Genomic DNA, 15,617 nt, shown 5'->3' with positions numbered 1-15,617 from the left:
TCGACGGCATGGACAACATCAAGCTCTCCCAGTGCTTCATCACCGTCGACGACGCCGACGCGGCGCTCGGTTTCTACCGGGACGCCCTCGGCCTCGAGGTCCGCAACGACGTCGGCTACGAGGGGATGCGCTGGGTGACCCTCGGGTCGCCCGCGCAGCCGGAGGTGGCGGTCGTCCTGGAGACGCCGCTCCCCGACCCCAGCGCCTCGGAGGCCGACCGGAAGGCGGTCACGGACCTCCTCGGCAAGGGCCTGCTGCGCGGCGTGATCTTCTCCACGGAGGACGTCGACGCCACCTTCGAACGCGTCCGGGCGGCCGGCGCCGAGGTCCTCCAGGAGCCGGTCGACCAGCACTACGGCGTCCGCGACTGCGCCTTCCGCGACCCGGCCGGCAACATGATCCGCTTCGCCCAGCCGAAGTCCTGACAGTATGGGCCGAAGGCCCAACGGGGAGGGACGGCATGACAGTTGACGAGCGGAACGACGTGGCGGTGCCCAGGCGGCGCGCGGACGTCCTCGACGAGGCGGGGGTCGCGGGGCCGGGGCGGTTCGCCGGTCCCGCGACGGGGGACGAGCTGCCGATGCTCGCCGGGTTCCTGGCGGACCAGCGGGCGACGCTGGTCCTGAAGTGCGCGGGCCTGGAGGAGCAGCTGGCGACCAGGTCCGTGGAACCGTCGACGCTGTCCCTCCTCGGCCTGGTCAGGCACCTGGCCGATGTCGAGCGCCACTGGTTCCGCGAGATCCTCGCCGGTCAGAAGGACGCGCGCCCGCTCTTCTCCTCCCCGGCCTCCCCCGACGGGGACTTCGACGAGGCCGCACCCGGACCGGCGGCCGTCGCGGAGGCCTGGGAGGCCTGGCGTGCGGCGGTGGACTTCGCGGACCGCTTCACGGCGGAGGCGCCGGACCTGGACGTCCAGGGCGAGGACGGGTGGCGCGGGACGGTCTCGCTCCGCTGGGTCCTGATCCACATGATCGAGGAGTACGCCCGCCACAACGGCCACGCGGACCTCATCCGGGAACGCATCGACGGCGCGCGGGGCGTGTGATCACCAGGCCGCGAGTGCCTCGAAGTCGGCGGTGGTGAGGCCGGTCCTGGCGTCCACCCGGTGGAGGAGCGCCCGGCCCGGGTGATGGGCGGCGACCCAGGCGCGGTCCGCCGGGCCGATCTCGTCGTCCACCCAGGCGAAGGGCCGCCCGGCGGCCCAGGCCACGAGGGCCGGCGTCTTCCAGTGGAGGCCGGGCCGGTGGAGGCCGGGCTCCTCGGGGCCCTCGGGCCAGGGGACCAGCGGCAGGGCGGGCAGGCCGAGGCGCGGCGCGACCCAGGTGTTGGCGTCCGCCTCCCAGGTGGTCGCCCACACCAGCTCGTACGGCAGCGCCGCGAGCCGGGGTCCCAGCGCGGGATCGAGCCGCGCGAGGAGCGGGCTCACGGACGGCGGCGGCACGGGCGGGTACGCCGGGTACGCCCCGCCACCGGCCCCGCCACCGCCCCCTCCCCCCGCACCGAAGGGGATCAGCGGTCCGTCCACGTCGAGGAAGAGCAGCGCGGCCGTCATGACTCCATCCTGCCCGTCCCCGACATTTGTCCGCTTCTCGATAATCCGCGACGGATCGATGCTCGGTACCCTGGCAGACATGACAGCCATGGCACCCACCCGCACCGAGCCCGACCTCTCCTACCTGCTCGACCACACCAGTCACGTCCTGCGGACCCGGATGGCCGCCGCGCTCCACGCCATCGGGCTCACCGCGCGGATGCACTGCGTGCTGGTGCACGCCCTGGAGGAGGAGCGGACGCAGGCGCAGCTCGCGGAGATCGGCGACATGGACAAGACCACCATGGTCGTGACCGTCGACGCCCTGGAGAAGGCCGGGCTCGCCGAGCGCAGGCCGTCCAGCACCGATCGGCGGGCGCGGATCATCGCCGTCACCGAGGCGGGGGCCGAGGTCGCCCGGCAGAGCCAGAAGATCGTCGACGGCGTGCACGAGAGCGCCCTCGCCTCGCTCCCCGACGAGGAGCGCACCGTCCTGCTGCGTGCCCTGAACCGGCTGGCCACCGGCCATCTGGAGGCCCCGGTGGAGAGCCCGACGCCCGCCCGCCGGGCCCGTCAGCGCGGATAGGGCCACCGCCGGCCGCCACGCGAACCCGACAGTCGTACACGAACCCGGCACTCGTTCCGTAAAAAATAGTCTGCAACAAAACCTTCTGCTAACGTCACTCCTGTCGCCTCCGACGAACAGGAGATGTCCCCATGTCTGCCTCCAGCCCCCGCCTCGCCCTCGGCGTCCTCGCCACCGGCATGCTGATGACCGTCCTCGACGGCAGCATCGTCACCGTCGCCATGCCCGCCATCCAGGGCGACCTGGGCTTCACCCCCGTCGGCCTCAGCTGGGTCGTCAACGCCTACCTCATCGCCTTCGGCTCGCTGCTCCTCCTCGCCGGCCGGCTCGGCGACCTCGTCGGCCGCAAGCGGATGTTCCTCGCGGGCACCGCGATCTTCACCGCCGCCTCCCTCCTCGCCGGCGTCGCCGCCTCCCCCGCCCTCCTCATCGCCGCCCGCTTCCTCCAGGGCGTCGGCAGCGCGCTGTCCTCCGCCGTCGGCCTCGGCATCCTCGTCACCCTCTTCACCGCACCCCGCGAACGCGCCCGCGCCATCGCCGTGTTCAGCTTCACCGGCGCCGCGGGAGCCTCCCTCGGCCAGGTCCTCGGCGGTGTCCTCACCGACGCCCTCGCCTGGAACTGGATCTTCTTCATCAACCTGCCCATCGGCGTCGCCACCCTCCTCGTCGCCCTCCGCGCCCTGCCCGCCGACCGCAGCCTCGGGCTGCGGGCCGGCGCCGACGTCACCGGCGCGCTGCTCGTGACCGGCGGCCTGATGGCCGGGATCTACGCCGTCGTCAAGATCGAGGAGTACGGGGCCGGTTCGGCGCACACCCTCGGCTTCGGGGCCCTCGCCCTCGCCCTCCTCGCCGGCTTCCTGGTCCGCCAGGCGAAGGCCGCGCACCCCCTCATGCCGCTGCGGATCCTCCGCTCCCGCGCCGTCGCCGGCGCGAACGCCGTCCAGATGCTGATGGTCGCCGCGCTCTTCTCCTTCCAGGTCCTCGTCGCCCTCTACCTGCAGAAGGTCCTCGGGTACGGGGCCGCCGAGACCGGCCTCGCGATGCTGCCCGCCGCGCTGATCATCGGCGCCGTCTCCCTCGGCGTCTCGGCGCCCCTCATCGCCCGCTTCGGCGAGCGGAACGTCCTGCTCACCGGCCTCGTCCTGCTCGTCGGCGTCCTGGGCCTGCTGACCCGCGTCCCCGTCCACGCCTCGTACGCCACCGACCTGCTCCCCGTGATGCTGCTCGCCGCCGGCTTCGGCCTCGCACTGCCCTCCCTCACCGCGCTCGCCATGTCCGGCGCGGAGGAGGCGGACGCGGGCCTGGCCTCCGGTCTCTTCAACACCACGCAGCAGATCGGCATGGCCCTCGGCGTCGCGGTCCTCTCCACCCTGGCCGCCGCCCGCACCGAGACCCTCACCGCGGCCGGAAAGCCCCACGCCGAGGCACTGACCGGCGGTTACCACCTCGCCTTCGGCGTCGGCGCCGGGCTCCTCCTCCTCGCCCTGACCGTCGCCCTCACCGTCCTGCGCCCGGCCGCCACCGCCCAGCACCGCCGGATGACAATGGCGGCATGAGAGCCGACCGACTCGTCGCCGCCCTGCTCTTCCTCCAGACGACGCGGCGACGGGTCACCGCCGCCGAACTCGCCACCGAACTCGGCGTGTCCGAGCGCACGGCCCGCCGGGACCTCGAAGCGCTCGCGAGCGCCGGGATCCCGGTGTACTCCCAGGCCGGGCAGGGCGGCGGCTGGTCGCTCGTCGGAGGAGCCCGTACCGATCTGACCGGCCTGACGGCCCCCGAGATCCGCGAGCTGTTCCTCCTCACCGGACCGGACGCCGAGGCGAGCCCGCACACCCGGACCGCCCTCCGCAAGCTCGTACGGGCCCTCCCCGCGCCCCTCCGCGAGGGCGCAGAGGCCGCCGCCCGAGCCGGGATCACCGACGGCGCCGACTGGACGGGAGCGGAGCCCGAGGAAGCCCAACTGGCCGCGCTCCAGCGGGCGGTGGTCGACGCCCGGGAGCTGCGCATCGGGTACGCCCGCCCCGGCCGTGCGCCGCGCGAGCGGACCGTCCAGCCGCTCGGCATCGCCGTGAAGTCCGGGGTCCGCTACCTCCTCGCGGACACGGCGGACGGTCTGCGCACCTACCGCGTCGCCCGCGTCACCTCGGTGACCGAGACCGGCGCCCCCGCCGTACGGCCCGAGGGCTTCGATCTCGCCACCGCCTGGCGCACGCTCGCCGCCCGCATGGAGGACCGGCTGGTCGCGGCGACGGTCCGGGGCCGGGCCGCCCCCGGCACCGAGTCCGTCCTGGAGGGCCTCCTCGGAGGGCGGATACGGTACGGGGAGCGGGCCCCGGACGGCTGGACGCCCTTCGAGGCGGACGGCCCCTCCCCCGAGGTGATCGCCGCCCGGCTGGCCGGCCTCGGCGCCCGCCTGGAGCTCCTCGACCCGCCCGAGGCGCGCACGGCCCTGGCCCGGATCGGCGCCGCACTCACGGAGTTGTACGGAGCCACTCCGGCAGCTCCCCCTCGTGCACCAGCGAGAGGCGCGACACGGCCCGGGTGAGCACCACGTACAGCCGGTTCAGACCGCGCGCCTCGGCCGCCACGATCGCCGCCGGTTCGACGACCACGACGTGGTCGAACTCCAGGCCCTTGACGAGGGTCGCGGGCAGCACGGTCACCCGTTCCCCGCACCCCCTCAGCTCCTCGGCCACCGTGTCGACGAGGTGGTCGGCCGTGATCACCCCCACCGAGCCCTCCGCCGCGAGCGCGGCCCGCACCGCCTCGCGCACCCCGGCGGCCAGGTCCGTCGTCCGGTGGACCGTCACCTCACCGTCCCGGCGCACCGAACGCCCGGCGGGCACGTCGGCGCCGAGCCGGGGCAGGACCCGGTTGGCGAGGTCGACGATCGCCGCCGGCACCCGGTAGCCGAGGGTCAGCGGCACGACGGGCGTCCCGGGCTTGCCCAGGTGGGCCAGCTGCTCGTGCCAGTCGCGGGCCGCCCACGGGGTGGTGCCCTGGGCGAGGTCCCCGAGGACGGTGAGCGAGCCGAACTCGGTGCGGCGGGCGATGGCCCGGCACTGCATGGGCGAGAGGTCCTGGGCCTCGTCGACGACGACGTGCCCGTAGCTCTCGGGGCGTTCGATCAGGCCGGCGAGCTCGTCGAGGAGGACGAGGTCGGCGGCGGTCCAGCGCGCCGAGCGGTACGAGCGGGGCGGCCGCGCCCAGCGGATCGCCGCGAGCCCCTCTCCCCACTCCGCGAGCCCCTCTCCCCACCCCGCAAGACCCTCTCCCCACTCCGCGAGCCCCTCCCCGAACACCGCGGGATCCGTCAGGACCTCCGCCAGTACCTCCTCCGGCGTCGTCCTCGGCCAGCACCGGTCGAGGAACGCCATCACCGCCCGCGCCCGCTCGATCCTCCGGGCCCAGGCCGCGCCCATGGGCCCCGAGCGGCGTTCGGCCCGGAGCTGGAGGGCGCGGACGACCCGGGCGCGGACCCGCTCGCGGCCGGTCGCGTAGGGCGGCGCCTCCTCCCGTACCGCCGAGACGATCGCGGCGAGCTCCGCCGCCGGGAGCCGCCAGTGGTACGAGCCGTCCGGGACGGCCAGGTCCTCCGCGGGGGCCGGGTCGACCCTGCCGTACAGCGCCCGGTGCAGCACCTCCGCCATCCGGGCGTCGTGCTTGACCCGGGCCGCCGCCTCGCCGTCCTCGGCCCGGACCGGGTGGCGGGCGATCTCCTCGTCGAGGGTGGCCTGCCGGATGCCGGTCTCGCCGAGCGAGGGCAGCACCTCGGAGATGTACGAGAGGAAGGCCCGGTGGGGGCCGAGGACGAGGAGGCCGGAGCGGCGGATCCGCTGCGGATGCGAGTAGAGGAGGTACGCGGCCCGGTGCAGGCCCACCGCGGTCTTGCCGGTGCCGGGGGCGCCCTGCACGCACAGGGAGGCGGCGGGCTCGGAGCGCACGAGGTCGTCCTGTTCGGGCTGGATGGTCGCGGCGATGTCCCGCATGGGGCCGACCCGGGGGCGCTCGATCTCCCCGGTGACGAGGGCGCTCACGGTCCCCGCCCCGCCGCCGTCCGTGAGGCGCTCGTCCTCCAGGGCGGTCAGGTCCTCGGTGGCCCCCTCGCTGTGCGCGGCCCAGCCGAAGCGGCGGCGCCGGAGGACGCCCTGCGGGTCGTGCGCGCCGGCCTGGTAGTAGGCGCGGGAGACGGGCGCGCGCCAGTCGACGACGAGCGGCGGGGCGGCCGGGTGCTCGGCGATCCGGCGGCGGCCGATGTGGTGGATCTGGCCGTCCTCGCGGTCGAGGCGGCCGAAGAACAGCGGTCCGGGCGGCTGTTCGCCCATCTCCTTGGCGCGGCTGCGGAGGTGGTGGCCGAGCACCTCGGCGTCGGCGCCGGAGGCGGCGACGTCCTCGCCGATGACGACCTGGTCGGCGATGTCCTCGGTCATGCGGATCAGGGCGGCGCGGCAGGCGTCGTGGTGGGAGCGTTCGCGGGCGAGCTCGAGGTCCAGTGACGTCATTCCGACAAGCCTAGCGGAAAACGTTACCGGGTTACATTTTTAATCGAGTCACAACGAGTTCAGTACGGCAGCCCCTGCCGCAGCGACCGGAACGCCGCCTCCGCCCCCGCCACCGCGTCCCGCCCCACCTCCTCGATCGGATCGCCGGCCATCAGCCGGGCCACGTTCTCGTTCGCCAGGATCCGCAGCACGGCCACGATCTGCCCGGCCGCGAGCCGCGCCACCAGGGGGTCACCGCCCAGCGCCCGCGCGAGGACCTCCTCCGACCGCTGCTGGTAGCCGTGGATCGCGGCGAGCAGGGCGGGAGTCCCGTACAGCAGCCGGTGGTACGCGAGGACCGCCGGCACATCGCACAGCCCGGTGACCGGATCGCGCCGCCCAAGACCGTCGAGGAGGTGCCCGTACAGCGCGTCGAGCGGCGCCGTGCCCCGCGCCCGCCCGGCCTCCACCACGCGCGCGGACTCGTCCTCGTGGTCGGCGAAACGGTGGAGGACCAGGTCCTCCTTGGCGGGGAAGTACCGGAAGAGCGTCGGCTTCGAGACCTCGGCGGCGGCGGCCACCTCCGCGACGGAGACCCCGTCGAAACCCTTCTCCATGAAGAGCGCGATGGCGGCGTCCGACAGGGCTTGCCGGGTGCGCGCCTTCTTCCGCTCACGCAACCCGGTCGGGTACTCCGGCTTCACCAGACATCTCCTTTGAGAGACGTCCATCCTAGTGAGGCCGGGCCGGGGCAGGACTCAGAAGATGTCCGGCGAGAAGGGCCTCAGCGGAGTACGGAACAGCAGGTCGGCGCGGCCCGCCGCACCGGGCGTCAGCTCCTCGACCCGCCCGAGCCGGGACAGCCGTACGGCCGACTCGTCACCGAACGCGAGCGTGCCCAACTCGGCCACGTCGAAGGCGAGATCGGCGGACCCGGCGGTACGGGCACAGGCCGCGCCCGCCGCGGAGGCGTCGAGCCGGAACCGCCCGCCGGCGAACCCGTCGGCGTCCCGCACCTCCAGGACGAGGCTCTCCTCCACCGGATACGTCCGGCCCTCCAGGACCCGGACCACATCCAGGACCCGGACCCACAGCATGTCCGCGTACGTCACCATCCTGGCCGCGCGCGGGTCGGGCAGGAGCAGCGGCAGCGGGTCGTCGGGCGCCCGGTAGCCGGAGCGGACCGTGGCGATCCAGTCGATCGAGCAGAGGTAGTGCCACAGGGCGCGCTCGGCGGCCGGGGTGACCGCGACGAAGTCGCGCACGGTCGCCGTGTTCATGGGCTGCTTCGCGTCGTCCCACTTGTCGTCGGCGGTGTACGCGGCGTACCCCTCGACCTCGCCGGAGGCCGACCGGTACAGGGCGTAGTACGGCTCCCGCCACGGATCGCTCTGGTAGCCGAGCCCGGTACCGCGCTCCCAGTCCCGCGTCTCGCGGTTCGTGACCCCGGCACGGACGCCGGCCAGCCGGCGATGCACCCCCGGCCCGAGCTTCCGGATCTCGTCGCCGTCCGTCAGGTCGATCCGGCCGCCGTCCTCCGGGCGCCCCGAGCGGCGCGGGTCGAGACCGGCCCGCCGCACGTCCACGCTCCACTCGGCGGTCCAGCTCGCCACACCGAAGCCGAACCGCCCGTAGATCGGGTACTCGGCGGCGATCAGGGTCGCGAGCGCGTCGCCCCGCTCCTTCGCGGCGGCCAGGTCGACGGCCATCATCCGGCTCAGCAGCCCGCGCCTGCGGTGCGTCGGCGCGACCGTGACCTGGGTGATCGCATCGGCGACGAGGCTGCCCCCGCCGACCGTGCTGACCTCCTGCCGGAAGGACCGGAGGGTGGCGACGACCCGGTCCCGGTCGAAGACCCCGAGCGTCCGCGCGAGATCCGCGTGGGCCAGCCGGTCGGCGAACTCCTCGTCGGAGACGACCGGCGTCCGGAGGAAGCCGGTGCGCAGCGCCCGCTGCCACTCACGGAACTCGGACTCCGTCACGGCACGCACGTCGAAGGTCATCCCCCGACCCTACGACCGTCCCGTACGCCCCCGCACCCGACTTTCCCCGTGCTCAGGCGAGCAGGTCGTCGACCTGTGCCTCGCCCTCCCGGTAGCGTCGGGCGATCTCCGCGCTGCAGTCGTCGGCGGTCCGCTGGAGGCGCTGCCGGCGCCGCGAGATCTGCTGCTCGTACCCCGCGAGCCTGCCCATCGCCGCGTGCAGTTCGTCATCGGTCCGGGCCGTCAGGTCCGAGAGCTCGACCTCCGACAGCATCTCGGTCGCGAGCCGCCGGTACTCCTCGCCGCGCGGCGTCGACAGCGTCACGTGCCGCGCCGAACTGCGATGCCGTGAGGGCACGTCGGCGAGGATCTCGGAGAGCCGGTCCAGGACCGGGGCCTCGGGATCGGTCCGCCTCGCCAGCTCGGCCCGCAGGATGTCGATCCGCCCCTGGAGCATCCGGCGTACATAACTCAGGTCGGCCTCGTCGCTCTGCGCGTCCCGGCGCAGCGCGCGCAGCTCGGGCAGCCGCAGGGCACCCAGGTCGGGCTGTGTCCGGTCCGCCGGCTCGGCGGTCCGCTGCACGGGTGGGCGCGTCACGGGTCCTCCACCCGGTCCTCCGCCGCCCGTTCCGGAGCGGATCAGCGGTACGGGGCCGGACGGCGTCGGCCCGGTGCCATGTGCACTCATGAGAATCGTCCCCTCGACCGGTGCGGAACCGCACCGCCTCCCCGCATGGTGCCACTCCTGCATGTGCACGTGCAGGCGCTCTGCACCCGTTCGGCCCTCTTCCGTACCGGGTCGGTAGGTTGGTGCGCATGCGAGCAGTGGTGCAGAGGGTCGACGGCGCGAGCGTCGTCGTCGCAGGGGAGACCGTCGGTGAGATCACGGGCGAGGGGCTGTGCGTCCTGGTCGGGGTGACCCATGACGACACCCGGGAGAAGGCCGCCCAATTGGCCAGAAAGCTCTGGTCCGTCCGGGTACTGGACGGCGAGAAGTCGTGCTCCGACGTGAACGCGCCGCTGCTCGTCATCTCCCAGTTCACCCTCTACGGAGACGCCCGCAAGGGCCGCCGCCCCACCTGGAACGCCGCGGCCCCCGGCCCCGTCGCCGAACCCCTCGTCGACGAGGTCGTCGCCCAGCTCCGCGCCCTCGGCGCCCACGTGGAAACGGGCCGCTTCGGAGCGGACATGCGCGTCTCGCTCACGAACCACGGCCCGTTCACGGTGCTGCTCGACGTGTGATCAGGGCTCGACCACGACCTCCTGCGCGGCCGCCGTCGTGCCGGCGATCAGGGGGGCGTCCACCGGCACGTTCCGCTTGACCAGGGCGAGGGCGATCGGCCCGAGCTCGTGGTGGCGGACGGCCGTCGTGACGAAGCCCAGCTGGCGGCCCTCCTCGCCGTCGGCCGCGAGCCGGAGCGGGGTGCCGTGGGCGGGCAGCAGCACCTCGCTGCCGTCCAGGTGCAGGAAGACCAGACGGCGCGGCGGCTTCCCCAGGTTCTGCACCCGGGCGACGGTCTCCTGGCCCCGGTAGCAGCCCTTCTGCAGGTGGACGGCGCTGCCGATGAGGCCGACCTCGTGCGGGATGGTCCGGTGGTCGGTCTCGAAGCCGAGCCGCGGCCGGTGCGCCTCGACCCGCAGCGCCTCGTAGGCGAGGATCCCGGCGGCCGGCCCGTGCGAGGCCGCGAAGGACTCCAGGTCGGCGCGGGGCAGGAACAGATCGCGGCCGTGCGGGGTCTCCCGTACGACGACGCCCTCGGGCACCTCGGCGATGGACCCGGCCGGAAGGTGGACGACGGCGAGGTCGTCGGTCCGGTCGGCGACCTCCACCCGGTAGAAGAACTTCATCGACTCCAGGTACGCGACGAGCTCCTCGCGCGTCCCCGGCTCGATGTGCGCCCACACCGTCTCGCCGTCGTCGACGAGGTACAGGGCGTGCTCGATGTGCCCGTTCGCGGACAGGATCAGCGCCTCGGTGGCCTGCCCGGGCGGCAGCTCGGTCATGTGCTGGGTGACGAGCAGGTGCAGCCAGCTCAGCCGGTCGTCGCCGGAGACGGCGATGACCCCCCGGTGCGAGAGGTCGACGAAGCCGTTGCCTTCGGCGAGGGCGCGCTGCTCGCGGAACAGGTCGCCGTAGTGCGCGGCGACGCCTTCGTCGCGGCCTTCGGCGGGGACGGCGCCGGGCAGGGACAACAGAGGGCTCTTCATGTACTAGAGCCTACGACTCGGCCGCGGCGTCCTTGTTCGAGCAGTCCCTGCACAGGCCGAAGATCGCGAAGTGCTTCATGTCCGTCTCGAACCCGAAGGTCTCGCGGAGCTTCCCGGTGAACTCGGCGGCCACCTCGACGTCCGCCTCGATCACCTCGGAGCAGTCCCGGCAGACCAGGTGCAGATGATGGTGCCGGTCGGCCAGGTGATAGGTCGGGGCACCGTGCCCCAGATGCGCGTGACTCACGAGCCCGAGCTCCTCCAGGAGCTCCAGGGTCCGGTACACGGTGGAGATGTTCACCCCGGAGGCCGTCCTGCGGACCTCCACGAGGATGTCGTCGGGCGTCGCGTGCTCCAGCTTGTCCACGGCCTCCAGGACAAGCTGACGCTGCGGCGTCAGCCGGTAGCCGCGCTGCCGCAGATCGCTCTTCCAGTCGGTGCTCACCACGCCCCCCAGTGTAGGAGGGCGCGGCGCGCACCCCGGAGTGTCTAGCGGAAGAAGGCGATGCCGTCGTCCGGCATGTCGGGCAGGTTGCGGGCCATCTCCGCGACCTCCTCCGGCGTCACGACCTTCTTCAGGTGCGCCGACATGTACGGGCGGAGCGGGACCTCCGGGGTCGCCTTCTCGCCCACCCACATCAGGTCGCTGTTGACGTAGCCGTAGAGCCGCTTGCCACCGCTGTACGGGCCCGAGGCCGCGGTCCGGGCGACGGCGTCCGTCGCCAGGTCGATCTGCGGCTTCTGGTGGGCCAGCTCGCCGTACCAGATCTCGACGATGCCCTGGTCACGGACCATGACGATCTCGACCTTGCGGTCCTTGTCGATCCGCCAGTAGCCGCTCTCGCTCTCCAGCGGGCGGACCTTGTTGCCCTCGTTGTCCAGGACCCAGGAGTGCGAGTGGTACTCGATGAAGTCCCGGCCGTCGTGGCTGAACGTCACGGACTGGCCGAAGTTGCACTTCTCGGCGCCGGGGAAGTCGGACACGCCCGCGCCCTCCCACGTACCGAGCAGGAACGCGAGGGGGACGAGGTCCGGGTTGAGGTCGGACGGGATCTCGATCATGAGCAGCTCTGGCGTTCTCTAGAAGTGGTTACCGCTGGCCCTGGTACAGCTTCTTCACGGTCAGACCGGCGAAGGCGATCACGCCGACGGCGACCAGGACCAGGAGAGTTTCGAAGAAAACGATCACGGGGTGCTCCTCGACTGAGCGGTGAAGGCGGAACGGGCCGGACCCCAGCTTAGTGGGCGGGGGTCCGGCCCACCCTGTGAGGTGGGTCTAGCGGTGGGTGACTAGCCGAGCAGCTGCGCCTGGAGCGCGACCGTCTGCTGGAACGGCACCGTGAGCGCCCCGCCCTTCCGCGTCTGGGTGACCACCGCGAAGGTGTCCCCGGCCTGGATGTAGGCCCAACGGGTCTGCTCGGGGCCGTACGGCTCGTCCTCCACGTAGGCGTAGAGCGCCTGGTTCGGCACGTCGATGTTCTGCACGGAGGTGTCGATCTCCGACGTGTCGACCCCGACGGGCAGCCGGCCGAGCTGCGACGAGACCTCCTCCATCGTCTTGTCCTTGAACGCCTCGGAGAACGCCACCGACGAGAACCGCAGCAGGTGGATCCGGGTGGTCGTGCCGTCCGGCATGGTCCAGCCGCGGGCGGCGACGTGCCGGAGCGCCGAGTCGGTCAGCTCCGTCTTCACCTCGCCCCGGTCCTTCTCCTTGAGGAGCGCGAGGTAGGAGTCGAGCCCGACCCAGCCGCCGTTCAGCTTCGGGTCGACCGTCGCGCCCGCCGGGGCGGGCAGCAGCAGTTTCCGCAGGTCGGCGTGGTGGATCTCGCCGGCGTTGCCGTCGCTGTACGGACGCGGGGCCCCCTCCGGCAGCGCCGGGAGCGCGAGCTTCGGGTACTCCCAGCGCCCGTCGGACTCGGTCGCGAGCCCCGGCACGTCGGTGCGCTCCATGGCGGTGATCCCCATGGCCGTACCGGCGCCGACCCCGCCGCAGACGAGGACGGCCGCGGTCCAGCGGGCGATGCCCCAGAGCAGCGGCTTCCGGGACTTCCTGGGGGCGGGGGGCGCGGCCGGGGAGGGCTCGGCCGGGGAGGGCGCGGCCGGGGAGGGCTCGGCCGGGGAGGGCGCGTCCAGCGCCGGTGCGGCCACGGGCTGCGCGGCCGCCGGCTGCGCGGCCGCCGGCTGCGCGGCCACCGGCTGCGCGGCCACCGGCTGCGCGGCCACCGGCTCTGCATCCACCGGCTGCGTCGGCGCCGGGATCAGCGCCTCCGTCTGCGTTTCCGTCTGCTCGGTCATACGTACTCCCCCGGGGATGCGATGTGGTCGAGCTGCTGCGTCAGCAGCTTGGCCACGGCCGCCTTGTCGAACGGCTTGGCGCCCGCCGCCTTCATCGTGACGAGGACCTCGGAGTCGTACGCGAGGCAGATCATCTCGTCCAGCGCCGCGGCCCGCTCCTTCTTGTCGAGGGAGTCGTCCTCGGGCGCCAGGTAGCAGACGGCGTTCTTGTGGTCCTTCACCTTGGGTCCCTTCGGGAACTCCAGGACGTCCATGACCTCCTTGCGGATCCGGTAGCTGTTCCTGATCTGCTTCTTGTCCTTCATGCTCGCGAGCTCGAAGGTGACGACGACGTCGCTGTTCAGGTCGGCGAAGGAGCGGACCCCGATGCCCTGGATGCCGAGCTTCTCGACGTCCTTCTCGAACGCGCGCCGCTTCTTCCCGGAGAGCCTCTCGCCCGCCTGCTTCATCAGCGCGGTGGCCTGCGCGGCGCCGAGCTCGCCGTCGTTCCCGTACAGCTCCTCGTCGGGGCCGAACTCGTACCCCTCGGGCAGCGGCAGCAGCAGCTTGCTCAGGGGCGTGCCGGCCTTGCCGCGGGCCAGGGCGGCGGCCGGGTCCTCGTCGTCGCGCGCGTTCTCGTCCGTCTCGCCCCACACCTGCGTCGCCGCGGTGCGGTCGGCGGAGGAGACGGTGACGGCGGTGTACGTGACGCCGCCGCCGATCAGGCCGAGGACGAGCACGGAGGGGAGGACGACGCCGAGCAGGACCCGCCGCGCACCCCGCTTCTTCGGCTCCTGGTCCACCACGGGCTCGGTCACGTCGTTCCGGTCCTCACTCACAGGCGCCCCAGCTGTCGCTCGGCCAGCGAACGGATCTCCTTCTCGGAGATCTTCTTGGTGTCGACGACGAAGATCTCGACGGCGATGTCACCGCGGTGGAAGTAGGCCCTGGCCTCGTAGATGTCCAGGTAGCCGGCCTTCCGCTGCGCGGGGAAGAGGTAGTAGCGGCCGTCGGTGGAGCCCTTGAGCTCCTTGCCCCCGTTGTCGGCGTAGTCCTCGTCCGGCATGTAGCGCTGCTGGTTCTCGATGTACTCCTGCGCGCCGAGGGTGTCGTTCGCGCGGTACTGGACCAGTCGGATCTCGGTCGTCTTGAACTTGCCGGCCGTCCACGACGCGGCCGCGACCCGGCGGATGCCCAGGTCCAGCTGGTTGTCGAGGGCGTTGCCGGGCTCGTTGAACTGCCCGGCGAACTCGTACACCGGCATCCAGCCGTCGCTGGGGCCGAACGCGGCCTTCTTCGCTCCGGCGGGCTTCGGCAGCAGCAGCTTCCGCAGGTCGCCCTGGGCCTTGGCCTGGCGGTCCTCGGACGCCGCGAGCGGCTTCGGCGTCTGCCCCTTGGGCAGCGGCTTCGCCGGGTACGCGAGGCCCGGCTGGTTCAGCGGCGGGAGCGCGGTGGGCTCGCGGTCGGCCTGGATGCCGTAGCCGACGGCGGTGCCGCCGACGAGGCCGATGACGGCGGCGACGGTGATCAGCCCGACGGTACGGAGGACGCGGCGGCGCGGCTTATCTACCGGAGGGGCGGTTTCCGTGGCCTGCACTGGTTCGGGCGGTGATGCTGTATCCGTATTTTGGATACTTTCTTCGATACTCAAGAGTCCCCCCACGAGACCTGAAGCGCGGATTCCGTCATCCGCGCACACAGCTGACACGTGAGAGGTGCATGAGGTTGCACCGCCTCGCATTACAGTTCGGTATATGGCGAAGAAGCTCGTGATCAAGGTGACCGCAGGGGCCGACGCCCCCGAACGCTGCTCCCAGGCCTTCACGGTGGCCGCCGTCGCCGTCGCCAGCGGCGTCGAGGTCTCGCTCTGGCTGACCGGCGAGTCGTCCTGGTTCGCCCTCCCCGGCCGCGCGGCGGAGTTCGAACTCCCGCACGCCGCGCCGCTGCCGGATCTGATCGACTCGATCCTGGCGGCCGGGCGCGTCACGCTCTGCACGCAGTGCGCCGCCCGCCGTGAGATCACGGAGAAGGACGTCCTGGAAGGCGTCCGCATCGCCGGCGCACAGGTCTTCGTCCAGGAAGCCATGTCCGACGAGACCCAGGCACTCGTGTACTGACATCAGCCCACGAGACGCAGGCACTCGTGTACTGACATCAGCCGCACCGCGGCGGGCGTCCGTCGGCTCCGGGCGCACCCGTGCCCTCAGGGCTCGCGGCGCTTCTTGCCGTCCAGCTCGTCCCACCACTCGTCGGACTTCGGGTCGCCCGAAGGGGCGTCCCACCAGCGGTCCTCCGGACCCCGGCGGTTCGCGACCATCGCGGCGAGCGGGGGAATGACCATGGCGACGACGCACATGCCGATGGCGACCGGCATCGAGAACAGCCGCACGACGGCCCAGGCGCCCACGAAAAGCACCAGGCAGACGCCCATCATCCAGAAGTAGACGTGCCGACGTCGCGCGTACACACCTTCAGCGTACGGCCGGGCCCGCCGCCCGTCACCGGCCTGCGCGGCGCGGTGCGGGGAGCGCGGAAGGAAAAGGAGCCGGAGG

At 72.7% G+C, this 15,617-nt stretch carries 19 protein-coding genes; 7 read left to right on the top strand and 12 right to left on the bottom strand.

Translation table 11 applies throughout. From position 1 onward, the window contains the following. Positions 1–8: 8 nt before the first annotated feature. The gene (locus ACF07V_RS31970) at positions 9–425 is read left to right on the top strand and encodes a VOC family protein (protein ID WP_392159185.1); all 417 of its coding nucleotides are present in this window, start codon (positions 9–11) and stop codon (positions 423–425) included. Between the two features lie 35 nt (positions 426–460). Continuing rightward, a complete protein-coding gene (locus ACF07V_RS31965; protein ID WP_392159184.1) occupies positions 461–1,045 on the top strand; it encodes a DinB family protein in 585 nt (194 codons plus the stop codon). Here ACF07V_RS31965 and ACF07V_RS31960 read toward each other — a convergent pair whose 3' ends face one another. Then, positions 1,046–1,552 carry a hypothetical protein gene (locus ACF07V_RS31960; protein ID WP_392159183.1) on the bottom strand — a complete coding sequence of 169 codons (507 nt, stop codon included), beginning with the start codon at positions 1,550–1,552 and terminating at the stop codon, positions 1,046–1,048. Between the two features lie 79 nt (positions 1,553–1,631). On the opposite strand from ACF07V_RS31960, the gene ACF07V_RS31955 reads away from it, so the two are divergent. From ACF07V_RS31955 to ACF07V_RS31945, 3 genes are all read left to right on the top strand, one after another. Next, on the top strand, positions 1,632–2,117 hold the full coding sequence (locus ACF07V_RS31955; RefSeq protein WP_392159182.1) for a MarR family winged helix-turn-helix transcriptional regulator: 486 nt from the start codon (positions 1,632–1,634) through the stop codon (positions 2,115–2,117). Positions 2,118–2,248: 131 nt separating this feature from the next. Continuing rightward, a complete protein-coding gene (locus tag ACF07V_RS31950) occupies positions 2,249–3,673 on the top strand; it encodes an MFS transporter (protein ID WP_392159181.1) in 1,425 nt (474 codons plus the stop codon). Further along, positions 3,670–4,665 carry a helix-turn-helix transcriptional regulator gene (locus ACF07V_RS31945; protein ID WP_392159180.1) on the top strand — a complete coding sequence of 332 codons (996 nt, stop codon included), beginning with the start codon at positions 3,670–3,672 and terminating at the stop codon, positions 4,663–4,665. Before ACF07V_RS31950 ends, ACF07V_RS31945 begins: the two co-directional genes overlap by 4 nt. Here the strand turns inward: ACF07V_RS31945 and ACF07V_RS31940 are convergent. The 4 genes from ACF07V_RS31940 to ACF07V_RS31925 are packed head-to-tail and all read right to left on the bottom strand — an operon-like array spanning position 4,592 to position 9,271. Then, positions 4,592–6,622: a HelD family protein gene (locus ACF07V_RS31940; RefSeq protein ID WP_392159179.1), complete on the bottom strand. Its 2,031-nt coding sequence runs from the start codon at positions 6,620–6,622 to the stop codon at positions 4,592–4,594. The genes ACF07V_RS31945 and ACF07V_RS31940 overlap by 74 nt on opposite strands. Positions 6,623–6,681: 59 nt before the next feature. After that, positions 6,682–7,332, bottom strand: a complete 651-nt coding sequence (locus tag ACF07V_RS31935) for a TetR/AcrR family transcriptional regulator (protein WP_392159178.1) — start codon at positions 7,330–7,332, stop codon at positions 6,682–6,684. A gap of 27 nt (positions 7,333–7,359) precedes the next feature. Further along, the gene (locus ACF07V_RS31930; RefSeq protein WP_392159177.1) at positions 7,360–8,604 is read right to left on the bottom strand and encodes a GNAT family N-acetyltransferase; all 1,245 of its coding nucleotides are present in this window, start codon (positions 8,602–8,604) and stop codon (positions 7,360–7,362) included. Between the two features lie 52 nt (positions 8,605–8,656). After that, positions 8,657–9,271: an ABC transporter substrate-binding protein gene (locus tag ACF07V_RS31925; protein WP_392159176.1), complete on the bottom strand. Its 615-nt coding sequence runs from the start codon at positions 9,269–9,271 to the stop codon at positions 8,657–8,659. 128 nt (positions 9,272–9,399) lie between these two features. Here ACF07V_RS31925 and dtd point away from each other — a divergent pair, with 128 nt between their 5' ends. Further along, on the top strand, positions 9,400–9,825 hold the full coding sequence (gene dtd, locus ACF07V_RS31920) for a D-aminoacyl-tRNA deacylase (RefSeq protein WP_392159175.1): 426 nt from the start codon (positions 9,400–9,402) through the stop codon (positions 9,823–9,825). Here dtd and ACF07V_RS31915 read toward each other — a convergent pair whose 3' ends face one another. The 6 genes from ACF07V_RS31915 to ACF07V_RS31890 all read right to left on the bottom strand — a co-directional run bounded on the left by ACF07V_RS31915 (position 9,826) and on the right by ACF07V_RS31890 (position 14,662). Continuing rightward, positions 9,826–10,791 carry a YgfZ/GcvT domain-containing protein gene (locus ACF07V_RS31915; RefSeq protein WP_392159174.1) on the bottom strand — a complete coding sequence of 322 codons (966 nt, stop codon included), beginning with the start codon at positions 10,789–10,791 and terminating at the stop codon, positions 9,826–9,828. A gap of 10 nt (positions 10,792–10,801) precedes the next feature. Further along, complete coding sequence (locus ACF07V_RS31910; RefSeq protein WP_392159173.1) at positions 10,802–11,239, bottom strand: Fur family transcriptional regulator; 438 nt, start codon at positions 11,237–11,239, stop codon at positions 10,802–10,804. Between the two features lie 41 nt (positions 11,240–11,280). Next, entirely contained in the window at positions 11,281–11,853 is a 573-nt protein-coding gene (locus tag ACF07V_RS31905) for an FABP family protein (protein ID WP_392159172.1), read from the bottom strand. 228 nt (positions 11,854–12,081) lie between these two features. After that, positions 12,082–13,086, bottom strand: coding sequence for a hypothetical protein (locus tag ACF07V_RS31900; RefSeq protein WP_392159171.1), 1,005 nt, complete (start codon positions 13,084–13,086; stop codon positions 12,082–12,084). Beyond that, positions 13,083–13,883 carry a hypothetical protein gene (locus ACF07V_RS31895; RefSeq protein ID WP_392159170.1) on the bottom strand — a complete coding sequence of 267 codons (801 nt, stop codon included), beginning with the start codon at positions 13,881–13,883 and terminating at the stop codon, positions 13,083–13,085. Before ACF07V_RS31895 ends, ACF07V_RS31900 begins: the two co-directional genes overlap by 4 nt. 17 nt (positions 13,884–13,900) lie before the next feature. Further along, positions 13,901–14,662, bottom strand: coding sequence for a hypothetical protein (locus ACF07V_RS31890; protein ID WP_392159169.1), 762 nt, complete (start codon positions 14,660–14,662; stop codon positions 13,901–13,903). Between the two features lie 157 nt (positions 14,663–14,819). Between ACF07V_RS31890 and ACF07V_RS31885 the strand changes: the two genes are divergently transcribed. After that, a complete protein-coding gene (locus ACF07V_RS31885; protein ID WP_392159168.1) occupies positions 14,820–15,182 on the top strand; it encodes a DsrE family protein in 363 nt (120 codons plus the stop codon). Between the two features lie 86 nt (positions 15,183–15,268). Here the strand turns inward: ACF07V_RS31885 and ACF07V_RS31880 are convergent, their stop codons facing one another. Next, a complete protein-coding gene (locus tag ACF07V_RS31880; protein WP_392159167.1) occupies positions 15,269–15,532 on the bottom strand; it encodes a DUF3099 domain-containing protein in 264 nt (87 codons plus the stop codon). Between the last annotated feature and the right edge of the window lie 85 nt (positions 15,533–15,617).

The organism is Streptomyces sp. NPDC015661 (assembly GCF_043077765.1).
Lineage (GTDB): Bacteria > Actinomycetota > Actinomycetes > Streptomycetales > Streptomycetaceae > Streptomyces.
The sequence above is the reverse complement of the archived record's forward strand: the minus strand, read 5'-3'. Positions and strand labels throughout refer to the sequence as shown.